Source organism: Streptomyces aureus, from assembly GCF_000725495.1.
Taxonomy (GTDB): Bacteria; Actinomycetota; Actinomycetes; order Streptomycetales; family Streptomycetaceae; genus Streptomyces; species Streptomyces aureus_B.
This window is the reverse complement of sequence record NZ_JNZD01000004.1, coordinates 617212-634954: the sequence shown is the minus strand read 5'-3', so window position 1 is coordinate 634954 and position 17743 is coordinate 617212. Positions and strand designations below refer to the sequence as shown.

14 protein-coding genes are annotated in these 17743 nt (G+C 73.2%); 11 read left to right on the top strand and 3 right to left on the bottom strand.

Annotated elements, in window-relative coordinates; all coding sequences use genetic code 11:
• The first annotated feature begins 154 nt into the window (after positions 1 to 154).
• The 6 genes from IO36_RS08920 to IO36_RS08895 all read left to right on the top strand — a co-directional run bounded on the left by IO36_RS08920 (position 155) and on the right by IO36_RS08895 (position 9711).
• Positions 155 to 904 carry a (2Fe-2S)-binding protein gene (locus IO36_RS08920; protein WP_209441164.1) on the top strand — a complete coding sequence of 250 codons (750 nt, stop codon included), beginning with the start codon at positions 155 to 157 and terminating at the stop codon, positions 902 to 904.
• A gap of 370 nt (positions 905 to 1274) precedes the next feature.
• Positions 1275 to 2426: a glycogen synthase gene (glgA, locus tag IO36_RS08915; RefSeq protein WP_037617877.1), complete on the top strand. Its 1152-nt coding sequence runs from the start codon at positions 1275 to 1277 to the stop codon at positions 2424 to 2426.
• A 99-nt stretch (positions 2427 to 2525) separates the two neighbouring features.
• Positions 2526 to 3755, top strand: coding sequence for a glucose-1-phosphate adenylyltransferase (gene glgC, locus IO36_RS08910; RefSeq protein WP_037617875.1), 1230 nt, complete (start codon positions 2526 to 2528; stop codon positions 3753 to 3755).
• Positions 3756 to 4275: 520 nt separating this feature from the next.
• The gene (locus IO36_RS08905; protein ID WP_037618560.1) at positions 4276 to 6606 is read left to right on the top strand and encodes a GH92 family glycosyl hydrolase; all 2331 of its coding nucleotides are present in this window, start codon (positions 4276 to 4278) and stop codon (positions 6604 to 6606) included.
• Positions 6607 to 6767: 161 nt separating this feature from the next.
• Positions 6768 to 8096 carry a wax ester/triacylglycerol synthase family O-acyltransferase gene (locus tag IO36_RS08900; protein ID WP_037617874.1) on the top strand — a complete coding sequence of 443 codons (1329 nt, stop codon included), beginning with the start codon at positions 6768 to 6770 and terminating at the stop codon, positions 8094 to 8096.
• 100 nt (positions 8097 to 8196) lie between these two features.
• The gene (locus IO36_RS08895) at positions 8197 to 9711 is read left to right on the top strand and encodes an SDR family NAD(P)-dependent oxidoreductase (RefSeq protein ID WP_037617871.1); all 1515 of its coding nucleotides are present in this window, start codon (positions 8197 to 8199) and stop codon (positions 9709 to 9711) included.
• 24 nt (positions 9712 to 9735) lie between these two features.
• Here the strand turns inward: IO36_RS08895 and IO36_RS08890 are convergent, their stop codons facing one another.
• Both IO36_RS08890 and IO36_RS08885 read right to left on the bottom strand, forming a co-directional pair.
• The gene (locus IO36_RS08890; RefSeq protein ID WP_051900174.1) at positions 9736 to 10590 is read right to left on the bottom strand and encodes an SDR family oxidoreductase; all 855 of its coding nucleotides are present in this window, start codon (positions 10588 to 10590) and stop codon (positions 9736 to 9738) included.
• Positions 10591 to 10734: 144 nt separating this feature from the next.
• A complete protein-coding gene (locus IO36_RS08885; protein ID WP_037617869.1) occupies positions 10735 to 11331 on the bottom strand; it encodes an HD domain-containing protein in 597 nt (198 codons plus the stop codon).
• A 553-nt stretch (positions 11332 to 11884) separates the two neighbouring features.
• Here IO36_RS08885 and IO36_RS47335 point away from each other — a divergent pair.
• Complete coding sequence (locus tag IO36_RS47335) at positions 11885 to 12061, top strand: hypothetical protein (RefSeq protein ID WP_167347385.1); 177 nt, start codon at positions 11885 to 11887, stop codon at positions 12059 to 12061.
• A 136-nt stretch (positions 12062 to 12197) separates the two neighbouring features.
• On the opposite strand, the gene IO36_RS08880 is transcribed toward IO36_RS47335, so the two are convergent.
• Positions 12198 to 13538 carry an amidase gene (locus IO36_RS08880; RefSeq protein WP_037617867.1) on the bottom strand — a complete coding sequence of 447 codons (1341 nt, stop codon included), beginning with the start codon at positions 13536 to 13538 and terminating at the stop codon, positions 12198 to 12200.
• A gap of 178 nt (positions 13539 to 13716) precedes the next feature.
• Here IO36_RS08880 and IO36_RS08875 point away from each other — a divergent pair, with 178 nt between their 5' ends.
• Genes IO36_RS08875 through IO36_RS08860 form a run of 4 tightly spaced genes read left to right on the top strand, consistent with a single transcriptional unit; the run spans position 13717 to position 17721 of the window.
• A complete protein-coding gene (locus IO36_RS08875) occupies positions 13717 to 15105 on the top strand; it encodes an enolase C-terminal domain-like protein (RefSeq protein ID WP_051900173.1) in 1389 nt (462 codons plus the stop codon).
• Positions 15102 to 15866 (top strand): SDR family NAD(P)-dependent oxidoreductase, encoded by a 765-nt coding sequence (locus IO36_RS08870; protein WP_037617866.1) that lies wholly within the window; start codon positions 15102 to 15104, stop codon positions 15864 to 15866. The genes IO36_RS08875 and IO36_RS08870 overlap by 4 nt, the downstream gene beginning before the upstream one ends.
• Entirely contained in the window at positions 15863 to 16885 is a 1023-nt protein-coding gene (locus IO36_RS08865) for an aldo/keto reductase (protein WP_051900171.1), read from the top strand. Before IO36_RS08870 ends, IO36_RS08865 begins: the two co-directional genes overlap by 4 nt.
• Entirely contained in the window at positions 16882 to 17721 is an 840-nt protein-coding gene (locus IO36_RS08860; RefSeq protein ID WP_037617864.1) for an amidohydrolase family protein, read from the top strand. The genes IO36_RS08865 and IO36_RS08860 overlap by 4 nt, the downstream gene beginning before the upstream one ends.
• The last annotated feature ends 22 nt before the right edge of the window (positions 17722 to 17743 follow it).

Below are 17743 nucleotides of genomic sequence, written 5' to 3'. Positions count from 1 at the left end.
TTCCATGCAAACAACGATGCCGTGCGATTTAGTTCTCGTCGTCGTCCCTGAGCAGTCATTGGGTCGTACTGCCGATGGAGTACGAATCGCCCCTTGTCCTCCCCAGGGTGGGCGACACCACGCCGTGATCCACTGGTGGTTCCCCCTAGGGGGCTTGGTACTACTGCTGTTCGTGGACCTCGACCCCGAACTCAAGGCGCTCGACGCGCTCGGCGGCTTCTTCGTACTACGCACCGGCGTACCGCCGCGCGGCCCCCTGCCGACCCTCGCGAGCGCCTGCGCGGACCCCCGATCCGGACGCCCCAAGGAGGTTTACGGAGATTCGCTGACTTTCCGCGTTCGCAAAGTAGCCCAGAGTATTCGGGCGCCGGAGGCGCGGGTCGCTGCCTCGGTGGCGCAGCAGGGTCTGGCGGCCCGTTTCTGGTCGGTCGCCCTCGGCGCGGCGGCGCTCTGCGGCCGGCTGCCCGACCTCGATCCGGAGCTGCTGTTCTGGGACCCGGACGCCTCCGCTCCCGACGACCTCTGGCTCCGGGAGGTCCGGTTCCGGCCCGTGGGCGATCTCGACGCGGTCGTGCGCGCCGGGCTCCTCGCGCCGCTCGGCGCGGCCCTGCGCTCGCGCCACCGCGTCGCACCGGCGCTGCTGTGGGGGAACGCGGCCTCCGCCCTGGCCGGGACCGTCCGCCAGCTCGACCGCTGGGCCCTCGTCCACGGGCGCCCCGACGTGGGGGAGCGGGCCAGGGCGCTGGCCGGCGGGCTCCTCGCGCACCCCGACCTCGCCGGCACCCTGGACCCGGTGACGCTGCGCCGCCGCAGCTGCTGTCTCTACTACCGGGTGCCCGGCGGCGGAGTATGCGGCGACTGCTGCTTCGACCGCCCACCCCGGCCGGCACCCCGCAGGACCTGACCGGCAACCCGTCGGGTCCGCGTCCGACGGGACCCGACCCGACCGTCTCGCCGCGTCCGCCGCCCGGCGGGATCCGACCGGGCGGCCTTGCCGGGTCCGGCATCCGGCGGGACCCGATCCGAGGGTCCCGCCGCGTCCGCCGCCCGGCAGGACCCGCCGACGGCCCCGCCGGGTCCCGCATCCGACGGGACCCGACTCGGACGCCCCGCCGCGTCGGCACCCGGCAGCACACCACCCGACCGCCCGCCCCGCACCCCCAGGCTCCGTCCCCACCGCCCCTCCGCCCGCGGCCGCACTTCTCGCGGTCTTCCGTATCGGCTTCAACTGAGTGACCATGAGGAGCACCAGCCGGCTAGGACGGGGGTTGTGCGTGCGCGTGGGACTGCTGACCCGGGAGTATCCGCCGGACGTCTACGGCGGAGCGGGCGTCCATGTCGAGTTCCTCGCGAGGGAATTACGGGCCCTCACCGAACTCGACGTGCACTGCTGGGGCGAGGGTGCCGCCGGCGGGGTCGTCCGGCACCGGCCCTGGTCCGCGCTCGACGGCGCCAACGACGCCCTGCGGACCTTCTCCGTGGACCTCTCCATGGTCGCCGCGCTCGAAGGCCGCGACCTCGTCCACTCCCACACCTGGTACGCCAACCTCGCGGGACACCTCGCCAAGCTCCTGCACGGCATCCCGCACGTGATGACCGCGCACTCCCTCGAACCGCTGCGCCCCTGGAAGGCCGAGCAGCTCGGCGGCGGCTACGCGCTCTCCGGCTGGGCCGAGCGCACGGCCGTCGAGGCGGCCGACGCCGTGATCGCCGTCTCGGGGGCCATGCGCGACGACATCCTCGGCTGCTACCCGGACCTGGACCCGGCGAGGGTGCACGTGGTGCACAACGGCATCGACACCTCCCTCTACCGGCCCGACCCCGGCACGGACGTGCTGGAGCGGATCGGCCTGGACACCGGGCGCCCGTACGTCCTGTTCGTGGGCCGGATCACCCGGCAGAAGGGCGTGCCCCATCTCCTGCGCGCGGTACGGGACATCGACCCCGCCGCCCAGGTGGTGCTGTGCGCCGGCGCCCCCGACACCCCGGAGATCGACCGGGAGTTCCGTGAGCTGTACCGGGAGCTGAGCGCGGTGCGGGACGGCGTGCACTGGATCCCGCAGATGCTGCCCCGGCCCGATGTGGTCCAACTCCTCACGCACGCGGCCGTGTTCGTCTGTCCTTCGGTGTACGAGCCGCTCGGCATCGTCAATCTGGAGGCGATGGCCTGCGGGACGGCGGTGGTGGCCTCGCGCGTCGGCGGCATTCCCGAGGTCGTCGAGGACGGCGTGACGGGCCTGCTGGTGCCGCTCGGGGACGGCTTCGAGGCGGGGCTCGCGGCGGCCCTGGACACCGTGCTCGCCGACCCAGCGACGGCCCGGCGCATGGGCGAGGCCGGACGGCGGCGCGCGGTGGGCGAGTTCGGCTGGGACGCGGTGGCCCGCAGGACCGTCCGGCTGTACGAGGAAGTCCTCAAAGCGGGGTAACCGTACGGACGGGCCGGCTTCGGTCGGGTGATCTTCGGAACGCGGGGCGGGTCCGGACGGCCGGACGTGGTCCCGACCGGGCGTGGAAGGGGCGGCAGGATGCGGCGTGGCGGGCGCGGTGGACCTTCGGTGCTGGGGATCGTACTGGCGGGCGGTGAGGGCAAGCGGCTGATGCCGCTCACCGCCGACCGGGCGAAACCCGCGGTGACCTTCGGCGGCACGTACCGCCTCGTGGACTTCGTCCTCTCCAATCTCGTCAACGCCGACATCCTGCGCATCTGCGTGCTCACGCAGTACAAGTCGCACTCGCTGGACCGGCACATCACCACCACCTGGCGGATGTCGAGCCTGCTCGGCAACTACGTGACACCGGTCCCGGCGCAGCAGCGGCTCGGGCCCCGCTGGTACCTCGGCAGCGCGGACGCGATCCTCCAGTCGCTCAACCTGATCCACGACGAACAGCCCGAGTACGTGGCGGTGTTCGGCGCCGACCACGTCTACCGGATGGACCCCCGGCAGATGCTCGCCCAGCACATCGAGAGCGGGGCGGGGGTGACGGTGGCCGGAATACGGGTGCCGCGGGTGGAGTCGTCCTCCTTCGGGGTCATCAGTCCAGGCTCCGACGGCCAGAGCGTGCGGGGGTTCCTGGAGAAGCCCGCCGACCCGCCGGGGCTCGCGGACGACCCCGAGTCGGTCTTCGCCTCGATGGGCAACTACGTCTTCACCACCAAGGCGCTGATCGAGGCGCTCCAGCGGGACGCCGAGGACGACGGCTCCGTGCACGACATGGGCGGCTCGATCCTGCCCGCGCTCACCGAGCGGGGCGAGGCGCAGCTGTACGACTTCAGCGACAACCACGTCCCCGGCGAGACCACCCGCGACCAGGGCTACTGGCGGGACGTGGGCACCCTCGACGCGTACTACGACGCCCACATGGACCTGATCGCCGAGCGTCCGGCGTTCAACCTGTTCAACCGGAGCTGGCCCGTCTACACGAGCTCGGGACAGCTCTCCCCGGCGCGGTTCAACGCCGGGGGCATCGCGAGCGAGTCCATCATCAGCGCGGGCTGCCTGATCCGCGGACAGGTGACCCGGTCGGTGCTGTCGCCGGGCGTGGTCGTCGACCCGGGGGCGGTGGTGCAGGGGTCGGTCCTCCACGACAACGTCAAGATCGGCCGGGGCGCCGTGGTGCGCGGCGCGGTGCTCGACAAGAACGTCGAGGTCCCGCCGGGCGCGACGATCGGCGTCAACCCGGAGCGCGACTCCGACCTCTACACGGTCTCCAAGAACGGCGTGATCGCCCTGGGCAAGGGCCAGCGCGTGCCCTGACCGGGGCCGCCCGGGCGGACCACGGCCGGCCGGAAGCCGGAGGGTCACGCGGCCGGACGCGAGGGGAAACCCGCCCGGCCGCCAGAGGCCACCCGGCCACGGCCGGACCAGAACCCACTGGCCACGGCCGGACCAGAACCCACTGGCCACGGCCGGACCAGAACCCACCGGCCACGGCCGGACCAGAACCCACCGGCCACGGCCGGCCGCCAGAGCCCACCCGGCCACGGTCGGCCGGAAGTCACCGGGCCATGTGCCACGGCGACTTCCGGCCGTTGTCACCTCCGCGCTTGTCATGTCCCTGGACGGCGCCCGGAATCCCGTGCTGTCATGCCAACTGCCGTCGATGACAACGTTGTACAGCTCTGACAACGATGTCATCGCTCGGGACGGCCCGGGACGGACCCCGCCCGGACGCGACGCGTCGCGCGTGATCCGCCCCGGTTGCCCGGAAAGCCGGTCCGCCGCCCCGACCATGCATGAGGACAACGATGTCGATCACCCACCGGAGGTCTCCCGCATGAGATGGACCCGGCGCCTGCGCCTGTGCACGGCGGGACTGGTGACAGCGTCCGCGCTGTTCGCCCTGCCCACCGCACAGGCCGCCGAGCCGCGCGACGGCCAACTCACCGACCTGGTCAATCCGTTCATCGGCACCCAGAACGAGGGCAACACCTATCCCGGCGCCGCCGTGCCCTTCGGCATGGTCCAGTTCTCGCCGGACACCGGCCACAACACCGGCTACGACCACTCCCAGAACCATGTCCGCGGCTTCTCCCTCGTGCATCTCTCCGGCGTCGGCTGCGGCCTCGGCGGCGACCTGCCCGTCCTGCCCACCACGGGGGACATCACCCGGACGGACGACGCGCAGTACGCGCAGGAGTTCGGCCACGAGACCGAGGAGGCGCACCCCGGCTACTACCGGGCGGACCTGAAGTCCGGGATCGAGGCCGAGCTGACGGCCACCGCCCGCACCGGCGTGCAGCGCTACACCTTCCCGGCCACCGACAAGGCCAACGTGCTGCTGAACGCCGGGCAGTCGCTGCACAAGACGCTGGCCACCAAGGTCGAGATCCTCGACGACCACACCGTCCGCACGGCGATCACCGGCAGCGGCTTCTGCCAGTCCACCAAGCCCTACACGGTCTACACGATCACCCGCTTCGACCGGCCGTTCACCACCGCGGGCACCTGGAACGGCGACACCGTCACCGGGGCCAGGGAGGCGGTCGGCACCACCGGGCGCACCGGGGCCTTCGTGCGCTTCGACACCACCGAGGACCGCACGGTCGAGGCGACCACCGCGCTCTCCTACGTCGACGCCCGCGGCGCCGCCGTCAACCTCCGCGCGGAGGGCGGCCGTTCCTTCGACGCGGTGCGGTCCGCCGCCCACCGTGCCTGGGAGGACCGGCTCGACGACGTCCGCGCGCAGGGCGGCTCCGACACGCTGCGCCGCACCTTCTACTCGTCGCTGTACCGGTCCTTCCTCGCGCCCAACGTCGGCAGCGACGCCGACGGCCGCTACACCGGCTGGGACCAGCGGATCCACCGGGCCAAGGGGTTCACGTACTACCAGAACTGGTCGCTGTGGGACACCTACCGCACCCAGTCGCAGCTCCTGGCCCTGCTCGCGCCCCGCGAGGCCCGGGACATGGCCATCTCGGTGATCAGGATCGACGAGGAGAGCGGCTGGCTGCCCAAGTGGGGCTACGGCACGGTCGAGACGAACATCATGACCGGCGACCCCGTCACCCCGTTCCTCACCAACGCCTATCAGCAGGGCCTGCTCAAGGGGTACGAGGAGCGGGCGTACCGGGCGCTGAAGAAGAACGCCGACGGGGTCCCGCCCGCCGACTCGCCCGCGCTGGGCCGGGAGGCCGCCAAGGAGTACATCGCCAACGGCTTCGCCCCGTACCTCAAGGGCCGACCGCACACGAAGGCCGGCGACTCGGACTTCGATCACGGGGCCTCCGTGACCCTGGAGTACGCCCTCTCGGACGCCGTGCTCGGTGAGATGGCGAAGGACCTGGGCCACGACGAGGACGCGGCGCGCTATCTGGCGCGGTCCCAGAACTACCGCGCGATCCACGACCCCTCCACCGGCTTCTTCCGGGCCCGGGACGCCGCGGGGGCCTTCACCGGCCCCGTCGACCCGGCCCAGAGCGTCGGCTTCCACGAGGGGACGGCCTGGCAGTACCAGTGGCTCGTGCCGCAGGACCTGCCCGGCATGGTCGGCCTGATCGGCGGCAAGCAGGCCGCCAACGACCGGCTCGACTCGTTCTTCGCCTACCGGCAGTTGCTCGAGGACCCGGCGAAGACCGCCCGCGAGGTGTGGGTCAACGGCCCGTACGCCTACTACAACGCCGACAAGTACAACCCGCAGAACGAGCCCGACCTGATCGCCCCGTACACCTACCTGTCCACCGGGCAGCCGTGGAAGACGACCGACGTCGTGCACGCGGCGCTGACCCTGTTCACCGACGCGCCGACCGGCATGACCGGCAACGACGACCTCGGCACCATGTCCGCCTGGAACGTGCTGTCCTCCATCGGGATCTTCCCGGTGCAGCCCGGCTACGACACCTGGGGCCTGTCCACGCCCGTCTTCGAGCGGGTCGACCTCACCCTCGACCGGCGCTACTACCCGCACGGCGCCCTGACCGTCACGGCCCCGGGCACCTCGGACACCGACCGGTACATCCAGTCGGCCCGTCTCGACGGCTCCCCGTACGCTCGTACGTACGTGACGACCGGCACTCTGAAGAACGTCCGGTCGCTGCGCTTCACGGTCGGCCCGGAGCCGTCCGAGTGGGGAACGGCCGCCTCGGCGGCGCCCCCGGTCCTGAAGTGACGCCCGGTCGTTCTTGAGACGGGTGAGTCCCGTCCCCGATCCCCCGGGGGCGGGACTTAATCCGCTGTTAACTGTGCGTAACTTGATCGTACTTGACCGTAATCACCTGCCCGGGTTTGACTGCAGGTCCACCCATCCGTCGTCGACGCGAGAGCACGCCCTTGATCTCCGACCTCCTCGCACCACTCGACCTGGCGTTCTGGAACATCGAGTCCGACCGGCACCCGATGCACCTCGGAGCCCTCGGTGTCTTCACCGCGAACTCGCCCGCCGCCGGCGCCCACGCGGCGGACCTGCTCGCCGCCCGCGCCGCCGCCGTACCCGGGCTGCGCATGCGCATCCGCGACGTGTGGCAGCCGACCGCCCCGCTCGCCTTCGGCAGCGCCGCCCGCGAGCCCGCACCCGACTTCGAGCCGCTGGACCACGTCCTGCTGCACAAGCCGGCCGCCGACTTCCACGCCGAGGCCGGGCGCCTCATGGAGCGCCCGCTGGAGCGCGGCCGGCCGCCGTGGGAGGCGCACGTGCTGCCCGGCGAGGACGGCACGTCCTTCGCGGTGCTCTTCAAGTTCCACCACGCCCTCGCCGACGGGCTCAGGGCGCTGATGCTCGCCGCCGCCATCATGGACCCGATGGACCTCCCGGAGCCCCGCCCGCGCCCCGCGGAGCCGCCCCGGGGGCTCTTCCCGGACGTCCGCAAGCTCCCGGGCCTGGTCCGCGGCACCCTGTCCGACATGGGCCGCGCCCTCGACATCGGCACCTCGGTGGCGCGTGCGACCCTCGGCGCGCAGTCCTCGCCCGCCCTCACCTCCGCGCCCACCGGCACCCGGCGCACCGCCGGGGTGGTGATCGACCTCGACGACGTGCACGTGGTCCGCAAGACCGTCGGCGGCACCGTCAACGACGTTTTGATCGCCGTCGTCGCGGGCGCCCTGCGCCGCTGGCTCGACGAACGCGGCGACGGCAGCGAGGGGGTCTCCCCGCGCGCGCTCATCCCGGTGTCCCGGCGCCGGCCGCGCACCGCGCAGCCACAGGGCAACCGGCTCTCCGGGTATCTGATACGGCTTCCGGTCGACGAGTCCGACCCGCTCGGCCGGCTGCGTGCCGTCCGTACGGCGATGGACCGGAACAAGGACGCCGGACCCAACCGGGGCGCGGGCGCCGTCGCGCTGCTCGCCGACCACGTCCCGCCGCTCGGGCACCGGCTCGGCGGCCCGGTCGTCGGGCAGGCGGCCCGGCTGCTGTTCGACATCCTCGTCACCAGCGTGCCGCTGCCGAGCCTCGGGCTGAAGCTCGGCGGCTGCCCGCTCGCCGAGGTGTATCCGTTCGCCCCGCTGGCCCGGGGCCAGGCCCTCGCCGTGGCCGTCTCGACGTACCGCGGGCGGGTCCACTACGGGCTCGTGGCCGACGCCGAGGCCGTTCCGGACCTGGATCTGCTGTCCCGTTCCCTGGCCGAGGAGGTGCGCGTACTGATCACCGCCTGCACGCCATGATCAGCACGGGTTTGGTGCCGCGCGCGATTGGTCCGTAAAATTCCGCCTTCGAAAGCGAGCGCGGTTTCGAACGCGGCGCACAACCCGAGGAACGGCAGCGATGACGGTGACAGAGGACGGCCGGGCGAACCCCGCCGTGGACACGACAGATGTGGCGGCCGTCGCGTTCGGTCCCGGAATCGACCCCGAGCGGCTGGCCGTCTGCCTCAGCGTGCTCGACGAACTCGACAAGATCGAGGTCGACCACCCCGACGCCATCGCCGTGCGCCGCGCCACAGCCGGCATCTACCGGACCGTGAAGCAGCGCCGCCGCCAGGAGCGGCGCGCGGCCAAGACGGCCCACGACAAGACCGTCACCGAGTCCACCGCGACCGGCTCCGCCCAGCGCATCGACGACGAGACCGAGGGCATCCTGCCGTCGTCGGTGACGGAGGAGGGCAAGATCGCGGGGATACTCCAGCGCCCGCGCTCCTGCTACACCTGCAAGACGCGGTACGTCGAGGTCGACTACTTCTACCACCAGCTGTGCCAGGACTGCGCCGCCCTGAACCGCTCCCGCCGCGACGCCCGCACCGACCTCACCGGCAAGCGGGCGCTGCTCACCGGCGGCCGCGCCAAGATCGGCATGTACATCGCGCTGCGCCTGCTGCGCGACGGTGCCCACACCACGATCACCACGCGCTTCCCGAACGACGCGATCCGCCGCTTCAAGGCCATGGACGACTCGGCGGACTGGATCCACCGCCTGGAGGTCGTCGGCATCGACCTGCGCGACCCGGCCCAGGCCGTGGCGCTGGCCGACCGCGTCGCCGAGCAGGGCCCGCTCGACATCCTGATCAACAACGCCACGCAGACCGTGCGCCGGCTGCCGTCCGCGTACGCCGCGCTCGTCGAGGGCGAGAGCGCCCCGCTGCCTGCGGGCGAGCTGCCCGCCCAGCACGTCATCGGCGCCTTCAACTCCGGCGCGGTCGACGGACTGCAGGCGCTGCCCGTCGGTGTGTCCGGTCTGGAGGCGCAGAAGGTGGCCGACCTTGCGCTGGTCGCCGGCAACGCCAGCGTCGTCCGCCACCGCGAGGGCACTGCGATCGACGCGGGCGGCCTGCTCCCCGACGTCGTCGAGAGCAACACCTGGGTGCAGACCATCGAGCAGATCTCCCCGGTCGAGCTGCTCGAGACCCAGCTGTGCAACTACACGGCGCCGTTCATCCTGATCAGCAAGCTGCGGCCGCAGATGGCCGAGGCGGCCCGGGCGGCGGGCACGGGCCGCGCCTACGTCGTCAACGTCTCCGCGATGGAGGGGGTGTTCGGCCGCGGCTACAAGGGCGCGGGCCATCCCAACACCAACGCCGCGAAGGCCGCCATGAACATGGTGACCCGGACCAGCGCCCAGGAGATGTTCCAGACCGACGGCATCCTGATGACCTCGGTCGACACCGGCTGGATCACCGACGAGCGCCCGCACTACGACAAGCTGCGCCTGGCCGACGAGGGCTTCCACGCCCCGCTGGACCTGGTCGACGGCGCGGCCCGGGTGTACGACCCGATCGTCCGCGGCGAGCTGGGCGAGGACCTGTACGGCGTCTTCATGAAGGACTACGCGCCCGGCAAGTGGTAGGACCGGCACCGACCGCGCGGACCCTCATCCCCCGGGGGTCCGCCGGCGCAGCCGTTCCTGGACGCCGTGGGCGGGGGAGCCGGGGTGGGCCGCCCTCACCCGCGTCCCCCCGTCGACCAGCAGATCCGCGCCGGTGATCCACTCGGCGGCGTCGGATACCAGCCAGGCCACGGCGCCGGCCACGTCCTCGGGCCGGCCGATCCGGCCGAGCGGGAGCGAGGCACCCAGTTCGTCCTCGGCGCCCTCCCATACGAACCGGGCCATCTCGGTGCGTACGAGGCCGGGCGAGACCGAGTTGACCCGTACCCTCGGGGCCAGCTCACCGGCCAGCTGCCGGGTCAGATGGAGCAGGGCGGCCTTGCTCGTGCCGTACGCCCCGACCCGGGGACCGACGTGTCCGGCACCCTCCGTGCAGACGTTGACCACGGCCCCGCCGTGCTCGCCCATCCAGGCCCGCCAGGCGCACTGCACCAGCCGCAGCGGCGCCTCCACGTTCACGGCGAACGCCGCGCGCCAGCGCTCGGGGTCGGTGTCCATGAGCGGACCGTAGGGCTGGTTGGTGGCCGCGTTGTTGACCACGATGTCCAGCCGTCCGAAGGTGCGCAGCGCGAGCCCGGTCAGTTCGTCCAGGTGCGCTCCGTCGGCGACGGAGCCGGCGAGCCCGATCCCGCCGATCCGTTCGGCCGCGCTCCGCACCCCGTCCGGATCGCGCGCGCTCACGCACACCCGGGCGCCCGCCGCGGCGAGAGCCTCGGCGATCGCGAGTCCGATGCCGCGCGAGGCGCCGGTGACGACGGCGGCCCGGCCTCGAAGCCCGTGCTGCAGCCCGCCTCGAAGCCCGTCCCGAAGTCCGTCCTGAGGTCCGTACGGCGACGTCATCCGCGTACCGTCTCATGACGGTCCGTCAGCCGACAGTCCCCCGTCAGTCGACCGACCCGCCGGACCGCCGACAGCCGGACCGCTGGCCGGCCGGACCGCCGACCGCCGGACCGGCGCCCTGCGGCTCGCCGCCCGGAGCGCCCTTCAGTCCGTCGCACCCAGCCGCGCGGAACGTTCCGCCACCAGTTCCAGCAGGGTGCGCCAGTCCTCCATGTCTCCGGCGTACAACCCGGGGACCCGGCCCGCGTCGTCGGCCTGCCGCAGGGTCACCGCGTCCTCCGCCAGCGGGTCGTGCTCGAAGGCCGCGAGCTCTCCCGGGGTCATCGCGCCGCCCGGACCGGCCGGGGCGAGCGGGCCGCGCGGGGCCGGGCCGCGCCCCGGCGAGGCGGCCGCCAGATAGCGCCCCGCCGCGATGTGCAGGCGTACGAGGCCGGAGACCCGCTCGCCGAGGAGCGGCCGCACGGCGTCGGCGGCGTGGGCCGCGTGCCCGGCGTCGTCGCCGGGCCTGAGCACATGCCCGATGTCGTGCACCAGGCCCGCGACCTGGAGCTCCTTGTCGCTGGGATGCCCCCGGCGCAGCAGCGCGGCGGTCTGCAGGGCATGGTCGTGCAGATCGACGGGATCGCCCTGGGATGTTCCTCCGCCGGGGCGACGCCGGGAGCCGGGGAGCTCCGTGGGCTCGTGCACCCCCCGGCAGGCGTGCAGCAGATCCATCAGCTCCTCGACGCTGCGCAGCTCCATGCGTCAGTCCTCCCGCGAGAAAAGCCGTTGCCGTGCGCCAGCAGAGCATGGGCTCCTTGCGAACCGGCCAACGGCACCTGAACTGCGTGACGTCATCGGTGCCGGACGCGCACGCGACAGCCGCGCGCCGATCGTGCGCGCCGACCGTGCGCCGATGGTGTCTCAGTCATGCCCCGGGCCGGCCCCGACGCCCCCGTCCGGGGGCGATATTGAGCCGAATGGGTGGTCGCGAAGAGGGCATCATGTTTCAAATCGCCGCAGATCGAGGCCTGATGAGGCCTGGATGACGTGTGACAGTAACCTCAAGTTTTCAGCCCCATAGAGCGCTGCCCTGCTCATTTGGTTAGGCTGTAGCCGACGGACAGACCCACTGGGGTCCACCGACTCCCACGGTCCGTCCCGGGACAAGCCGGTCATCACGGCCTGATCCCACCTGAGTTACCGGCGCCACCGCGTCCCTAACTGCTTCGACTCAGACCCGAGCGGACGTCAGGCGACCCGATAGCACCGGGCACCAACGTCCCGAGGGTGACCGACACATAAGGAGTGCGCGGTGACACCAGAGAAGACGAATCTCGACCACGGAACCAAGGAACGCATCGAGGGCCTCGGCGGCGGTGCCGACACCAAGCTCGGCATCCTGGACGTGTGGGCCAGGTCCGCCCCCATCCGCCTCGCGGGCTACGAGGACGACCTCGCCGAGCCCCACATCCTGCCCAGCGTCGACTGACCGGGGCGAGGAGCCCGCACGAGCGACGACGGCACGGGACGCCGGACTCGCGATCAGTGCCGAGCAGGGGAAGCCGCGGCCGGTGACCGGCCGCGGCTTCGGCGTGTGACCGGCGTGCCGGTCACGGACGCGCTCCTCAGCCGAGCGGGGCCGTGCGCCGCCACGGGTGCAGGACCTCCAGCTGTCCGGCCACGTCGAGCAGGGCCTCCTCCGAGCCGGGCAGGCCGACGAGCTGGACGGCGCAGGGGGCACCGCCCGGCAGCTTCCCGAAGGGCACCGACATCGCCGGCCAGCCGGTGAGGTTCCAGGGCGGGGTCATCGGCGAGTAGGTGGTGTTCGCCAGGACGTTGCGCACCCAGCCCCGCTTGTGCCAGTCGACCGAGGCCGGACCGCGCCGGGCGAGCGCGGGGGTGAGCAGCACGTCGTGCTCCGCGAAGAACGCCGCAAGGCGCCCGCGCAGCTGCTCGCGGCGCTCCCCCTTGCGGACGCCGGTCACGAAGCGGCGCCCGACCGAGGCGTGCACGCGGGTGCGCCGGGCCAGCCTGCGCGGTTCGAGATCCTCCGCGTCGACCGCGGTGCCCGCCGTCCAGTGCGCGAGCGAGGTCGTGCCCAGCCAGAGCGGATACGGCGGGTTCGCCGTCCGCACCCGGTGGCCGGCCTCGGCCAGCAGCGCGGCCGCCTCCCGGGCCGCGTCCGTATACGGCCGCGTGACGCGGACGCCGGCCAGCGGGCTGCGCACCGACAGGGCGATCCTGCGGTGCGCGGGCTCCGCGGGCGGGGCCGGCTCGATGTCCGCGAGCAGCGCGAACATCAGCCGGGCGTCCTCGACCGTGGTGGCCAGCGGACCGTTCTCCGACATGCCGAACCAGTCGCCGTGCCCGATCCCGGCGGGGATCACTCCGTGGCCGGGCTTCAGCGTGACCAGACCGCAGTTGGCGGCCGGGATGCGCAGCGAGCCCATGCCGTCGTTGCCGAGCGCGACCGGCACCATCCCGGCGGCGACGGCCGCCGCGCTGCCGCCGGAGGAGCCGCCCGCCGTGCGGGACAGGTCCCAGGGATTGCGGGCGTTGCCGTACACGCCCTCCGTGGTGCCGAAGACGCACAGTTCGGGCACGTTCGTCAGGCCCACCACGACGGCGCCAGCCGCCCGCAGCCGGGCCACCGTGACATGGTCCTCGGCGGCGGGCGTGTCCGGGGTCGCGGCGGAACCGTTGCGGGTCGACTCGCCGCGCACCGCGAGGTTGTCCTTCACCGCCACCGGCACGCCCGCCAGCGGAAGGCGGTCCAGGTCCCGGCCGGCCAGTTCGTCGGCCTCCGCCAGGGCCGCCTCGGCGCGGACCGTGCGGAAGGCGCCCACGCGCCCGTCGAGACGTTCGATCCGCGCGAGGTGCTCGGCCACCACCTCGCGGGGGGAGACCTTCTTCTCGCGCACGGCTGCGGCGATCTCGGTGGCGGTCCGGCCGGCCCAGTTGGTCACGGGCGCTCCTCACTCGTGTCGTACTGGTGAGTAGTTACGGGAGAACTCTGCCCCGGCCGGGGCGCCGCGTCGAGAGCCCGAGGCCCGGGACATTCGGCTGGCCGAAGCGCGCCGGACCCTGTACGGGGACCGGCCGGGGGAGAGATCCTCGGGACCGAGCTCCCCCGCGCCCCCGGCCATGGTCCCCCTGCCGCCGACGGAAAGGCCCGCCGTGCCCCCGACCCCCGCGCGCGTCGTCGCCCTCGACACCCACGACATCCGCTTCCCCACCTCGCGCGAGCTCGACGGCTCGGACGCGATGAACCCGGACCCCGACTACTCGGCGGCGTACGTCGTCCTGCGCACCGACGCCCCGGACGGGGCCGCCGGACACGGCTTCGTCTTCACCATCGGCCGGGGCAACGAGGTCCAGGTCGCCGCGATCGAGGCGCTGCGAGGACACGTCGTCGGACGGTCCGTCGACGCGCTGTGCGCCGACCCCGGTTCGCTGTCCCGGGACCTGGTGGGCGACAGCCAACTGCGCTGGCTGGAGCCCGAGAAGGGCGTGATGCACATGGCGATCGGCGCCGTCGTCAACGCCGTGTGGGACCTGGCCGCGCGGCGCGCGGGCCTGCCACTGTGGCGGCTGCTCGCGGAGGCCGATCCCGAGTGGCTCGTCGGCCAGGTCGACTTCCGCTACCTCACGGACGCGCTGACGCCCGAGCAGGCGCTCGACCTGCTGCGCCGGGGCCGGGAAGGAGCCGGGGAACGCGCCGCGGCCCTGCGGGACCGGGGCTATCCCGCGTACACCACCTCGCCCGGCTGGCTCGGCTACGGAGACGAGAAGCTCACCCGGCTGGCCGTCGAGGCCGTCGACGAGGGGTTCCGGCAGATCAAGCTGAAGGTCGGCGCGGACCTGGCGGACGACGTACGGCGGCTGCGCGCCGCCCGCGCGGCGGTGGGCCCGGACGTCCGCATCGCCGTCGACGCCAACCAGCGCTGGAACGTGGACGAGGCGATCGAATGGACCAGGGCGCTCGCCGAGTTCCGGCCGTACTGGATGGAGGAGCCGACCAGCCCGGACGACATCCTCGGCCACGCCCGCGTGCGTGCCGCCGTCGCCCCCGTCAAGGTCGCCACCGGCGAGCACGTGCACAACCGCGTCGTCTTCAAGCAGCTCCTGCAGGCGGGTTCCCTGGACATCCTGCAGCTCGACGCCGCCCGGGTCGGCGGCGTCAACGAGAACCTCGCCATTCTGCTCCTCGCCGCCAGGTTCGGCGTCCCGGTCTGCCCGCACGCCGGGGGAGTGGGCCTGTGCGAACTCGTCCAGCACCTCGCGATGTTCGACTTCGTCGCCCTGTCCGGCACCACCGAGGACCGGGTCATCGAGTACGTGGACCATCTGCACGACCACTTCACGGATCCGGTCGTGATCCGCGACGGCCACTACCGTGCCCCCGCCGCGCCGGGCTTCTCCGCCGCCATGAAGCCCGCGTCCATCGCGGAGTTCGGCTATCCCGGCGGTACGTTCTGGTCCGCCGACCTCGCCCGGCGGACGGCCGACGAGCCGAAGGGAAACACCGTATGACGGACGCTCAGGACTTCGACGGACTCAGGGCGCTGGTGACCGGCGGCGCCTCGGGGATCGGCAGGGCCACGGCCGCGCTCCTCGCCGCCCGCGGCGCCCGGGTCGCCGTCCTCGACCTCGATCCGTCGGCCGTCGAGAAGCCGCTCCTCGGCCATCGGGCCGACGTCAGCGACGACGCCTCCGTGCGCGCCGCCGTGGCCGCCGCGGCCGCGGACCTGGGCGGCCTCGACGTCCTGGTCAACAACGCGGGGACCGGGGCCCGCGGCACCGTCGAGGACAACGACGACGCCGAATGGCACCGGGTCCTGGACGTCAACCTGCTCGGCGTCGTGCGGACCACCCGCGCCGCCCTGCCCCATCTGCGGCGCTCCGCGCACGCGGCCGTCGTGAACACCTGCTCGGTCGCCGCCACGGCCGGACTGCCCCAGCGGGCGCTGTACTCGGCGTCCAAGGGCGCCGTCCTCGCGCTGACCCTCGCCATGGCGGCCGACCACCTCGGCGACGGCATCCGCGTCAACTGCGTCAACCCCGGTACGGTGGACACCCCTTGGGTCGGCCGGCTCCTGGACGCCGCCCCCGACCCGGCCGCCGAGCGGGCCGCGCTCGAGGACCGCCAGCCCACCGGACGTCTGGTGACGGCGGACGAGGTCGCCGGGGCCATCGCCTACCTGGCGAGCCCGCTGTCCGGGTCGACGACCGGCACCGCGCTCGCCGTCGACGGCGGGATGCAGGGCCTGCGGCCGCGCCGGGCCGCCCGGTGAACGCCCTCGGCGCGAGCGGCGTCCCCGTCAGCGCGCTGTCCTTCGGCGCCGCCGGAATCGGCAACCTGTACGCCGAGGTCACCGAGGAGCAGGCGTACGAGGCGGTCGCCGCCGCCTGGACGAGCGGCATCCGCTACTTCGACACCGCCCCGCACTACGGCCTCGGCCTCTCCGAACGGCGCCTCGGCGCGGCCCTGCGCGGCCTGCCCCGCTCGCGGTACACCGTGTCCACCAAGGTCGGCCGCCTCCTGGAACCCGTGGACACCGGCGGCGACGACCTGGCCGACGGATTCGCCGTACCCGCCACCCACCGCCGCGTCTGGGACTTCAGCGCCGACGGCGTACGGCGGAGCCTGGACGCCAGCCTCGAACGGCTCGGCCTCGACCACGTGGACGTCGTCTACCTCCACGACCCCGACGATCACGGCGAACAGGCTCTGCGCGAGGCCTTCCCCGCACTGGCCGACCTGCGCTCGCAGGGCGTCGTGCGCGCGATCGGCGTGGGCATGAACCAGACGCGGATGCTGGCCCGGTTCGTCCGCGAGACCGACGTGGACGTCGTGCTGTGCGCGGGCCGCTACAGCCTGCTGGACCAGGAGGCGCTCACCGAGCTGCTGCCCGCCGCGCAGGCCCGCAGCGTCTCCGTCGTCATCGGCGGCGCCTTCAATTCCGGGTTGCTGGCCGACCCGGTGCAGGGAGCGACGTACGACTACGCCCCGGCCCCGAGCGCGCTGCTGGACCGCGCCCTGCGGCTGAAGGAGATCGCGGCACGGCACGGCACCACCCTGCGCGCGGCCGCCCTGGCCTTCCCCGCCGCCCACCCCGCCGTCGCGAGCGTCCTGGCCGGAGCCCGCACGGCCGCCGAAGTCCGGGACTGCGCCGAGCAGTTCACGGCCGAGGTTCCCACGGCCTTCTGGGCGGAACTGCGCACCGAGGGCCTGCTCCCCGCCACAGCACCGCTCCCCGGCACCCCACCGCTCCTCCCCACAGTGCCGCTCCCCGCCCCGGAGGACGGATGAGCGTCGACGCGCACCACCACGTCTGGGACCTGTCCGTGCGCGACCAGGACTGGCTCGTGGGCCCCGAACTGGAGCCCCTGCGGCGGAACTTCACGATCGCGGACCTGGAACCGGAGGCCCGGGCCGCCGGGGTGGACCGCACCGTCCTCGTCCAGACGGTCACCGTGGCCGAGGAGACCCCGGAACTGCTCGCCCTCGCGGACCGGGCTCCGCTGGTGGCGGGCGTGGTCGGGTGGACGGACCTGACCCGGCCGGACGTCGCCGAGGAACTGGCGCGGCTGCGTGACCTCCCCGGCGGGGGTCTCCTCAAGGGCGTCCGCCACCAGGTCCAGGGCGAGCGCGACCCCGAATGGCTGCTGCGTCCCGACGTGCGGCGCGGACTGGCCGCCGTCGCGGATGCCGGTCTCGTCCACGACCTGGTCGTCCTGCCGCACCAGCTGCCCTCCTGCGCCCGGGCGGCCGACCACCATCCCGGGCTCGCCTTCGTACTGGACCACCTGGGCAAGCCGCCGGTGTCCACCGGCGCGGCGGAGCCCTGGGCGGCCGCCGTCCGGGAGTTCGCCGCCCGGCCCAACACGGTCTGCAAGCTCTCCGGGCTGGTCACCGAGGCGGATCCGGCCCGCCGGACCCCCGGTGACCTGCGGCCCTACGCCGACACGGTCCTGGAGGCGTTCGGCCCCGCACGGCTGATGTTCGGCTCCGACTGGCCGGTGTGCACGACGGCCGCGACCTACGCCCAAGTCGTCTCCATGGCGGAGGAGTTGACGGCGGAGCTGGCGGAGGGCGAGCGCCAGGCCGTCTTCGGCGGCACGGCCTCCCGCGTCTACGGCCTGTGACCGGCACCAGCGCCACCGATGC

Bases quoted from the DNA above. Each gene is read 5' to 3' on its own strand.
- glgC (WP_037617875.1), top strand. From the start codon at position 2,526: ATGCGGCGTGGCGGGCGCGGTGGACCTTCGGTGCTGGGGATCGTACTG.
- IO36_RS08905 (WP_037618560.1), top strand. From the start codon at position 4,276: ATGAGATGGACCCGGCGCCTGCGCCTGTGCACGGCGGGACTGGTGACA.
- IO36_RS08895 (WP_037617871.1), top strand. From the start codon at position 8,197: ATGACGGTGACAGAGGACGGCCGGGCGAACCCCGCCGTGGACACGACA.
- IO36_RS08890 (WP_051900174.1), bottom strand. From the start codon at position 10,590: ATGACGTCGCCGTACGGACCTCAGGACGGACTTCGGGACGGGCTTCGA.
- IO36_RS08885 (WP_037617869.1), bottom strand. From the start codon at position 11,331: ATGGAGCTGCGCAGCGTCGAGGAGCTGATGGATCTGCTGCACGCCTGC.
- IO36_RS08875 (WP_051900173.1), top strand. From the start codon at position 13,717: ATGGTCCCCCTGCCGCCGACGGAAAGGCCCGCCGTGCCCCCGACCCCC.
- IO36_RS08870 (WP_037617866.1), top strand. From the start codon at position 15,102: ATGACGGACGCTCAGGACTTCGACGGACTCAGGGCGCTGGTGACCGGC.
- IO36_RS08860 (WP_037617864.1), top strand. From the start codon at position 16,882: ATGAGCGTCGACGCGCACCACCACGTCTGGGACCTGTCCGTGCGCGAC.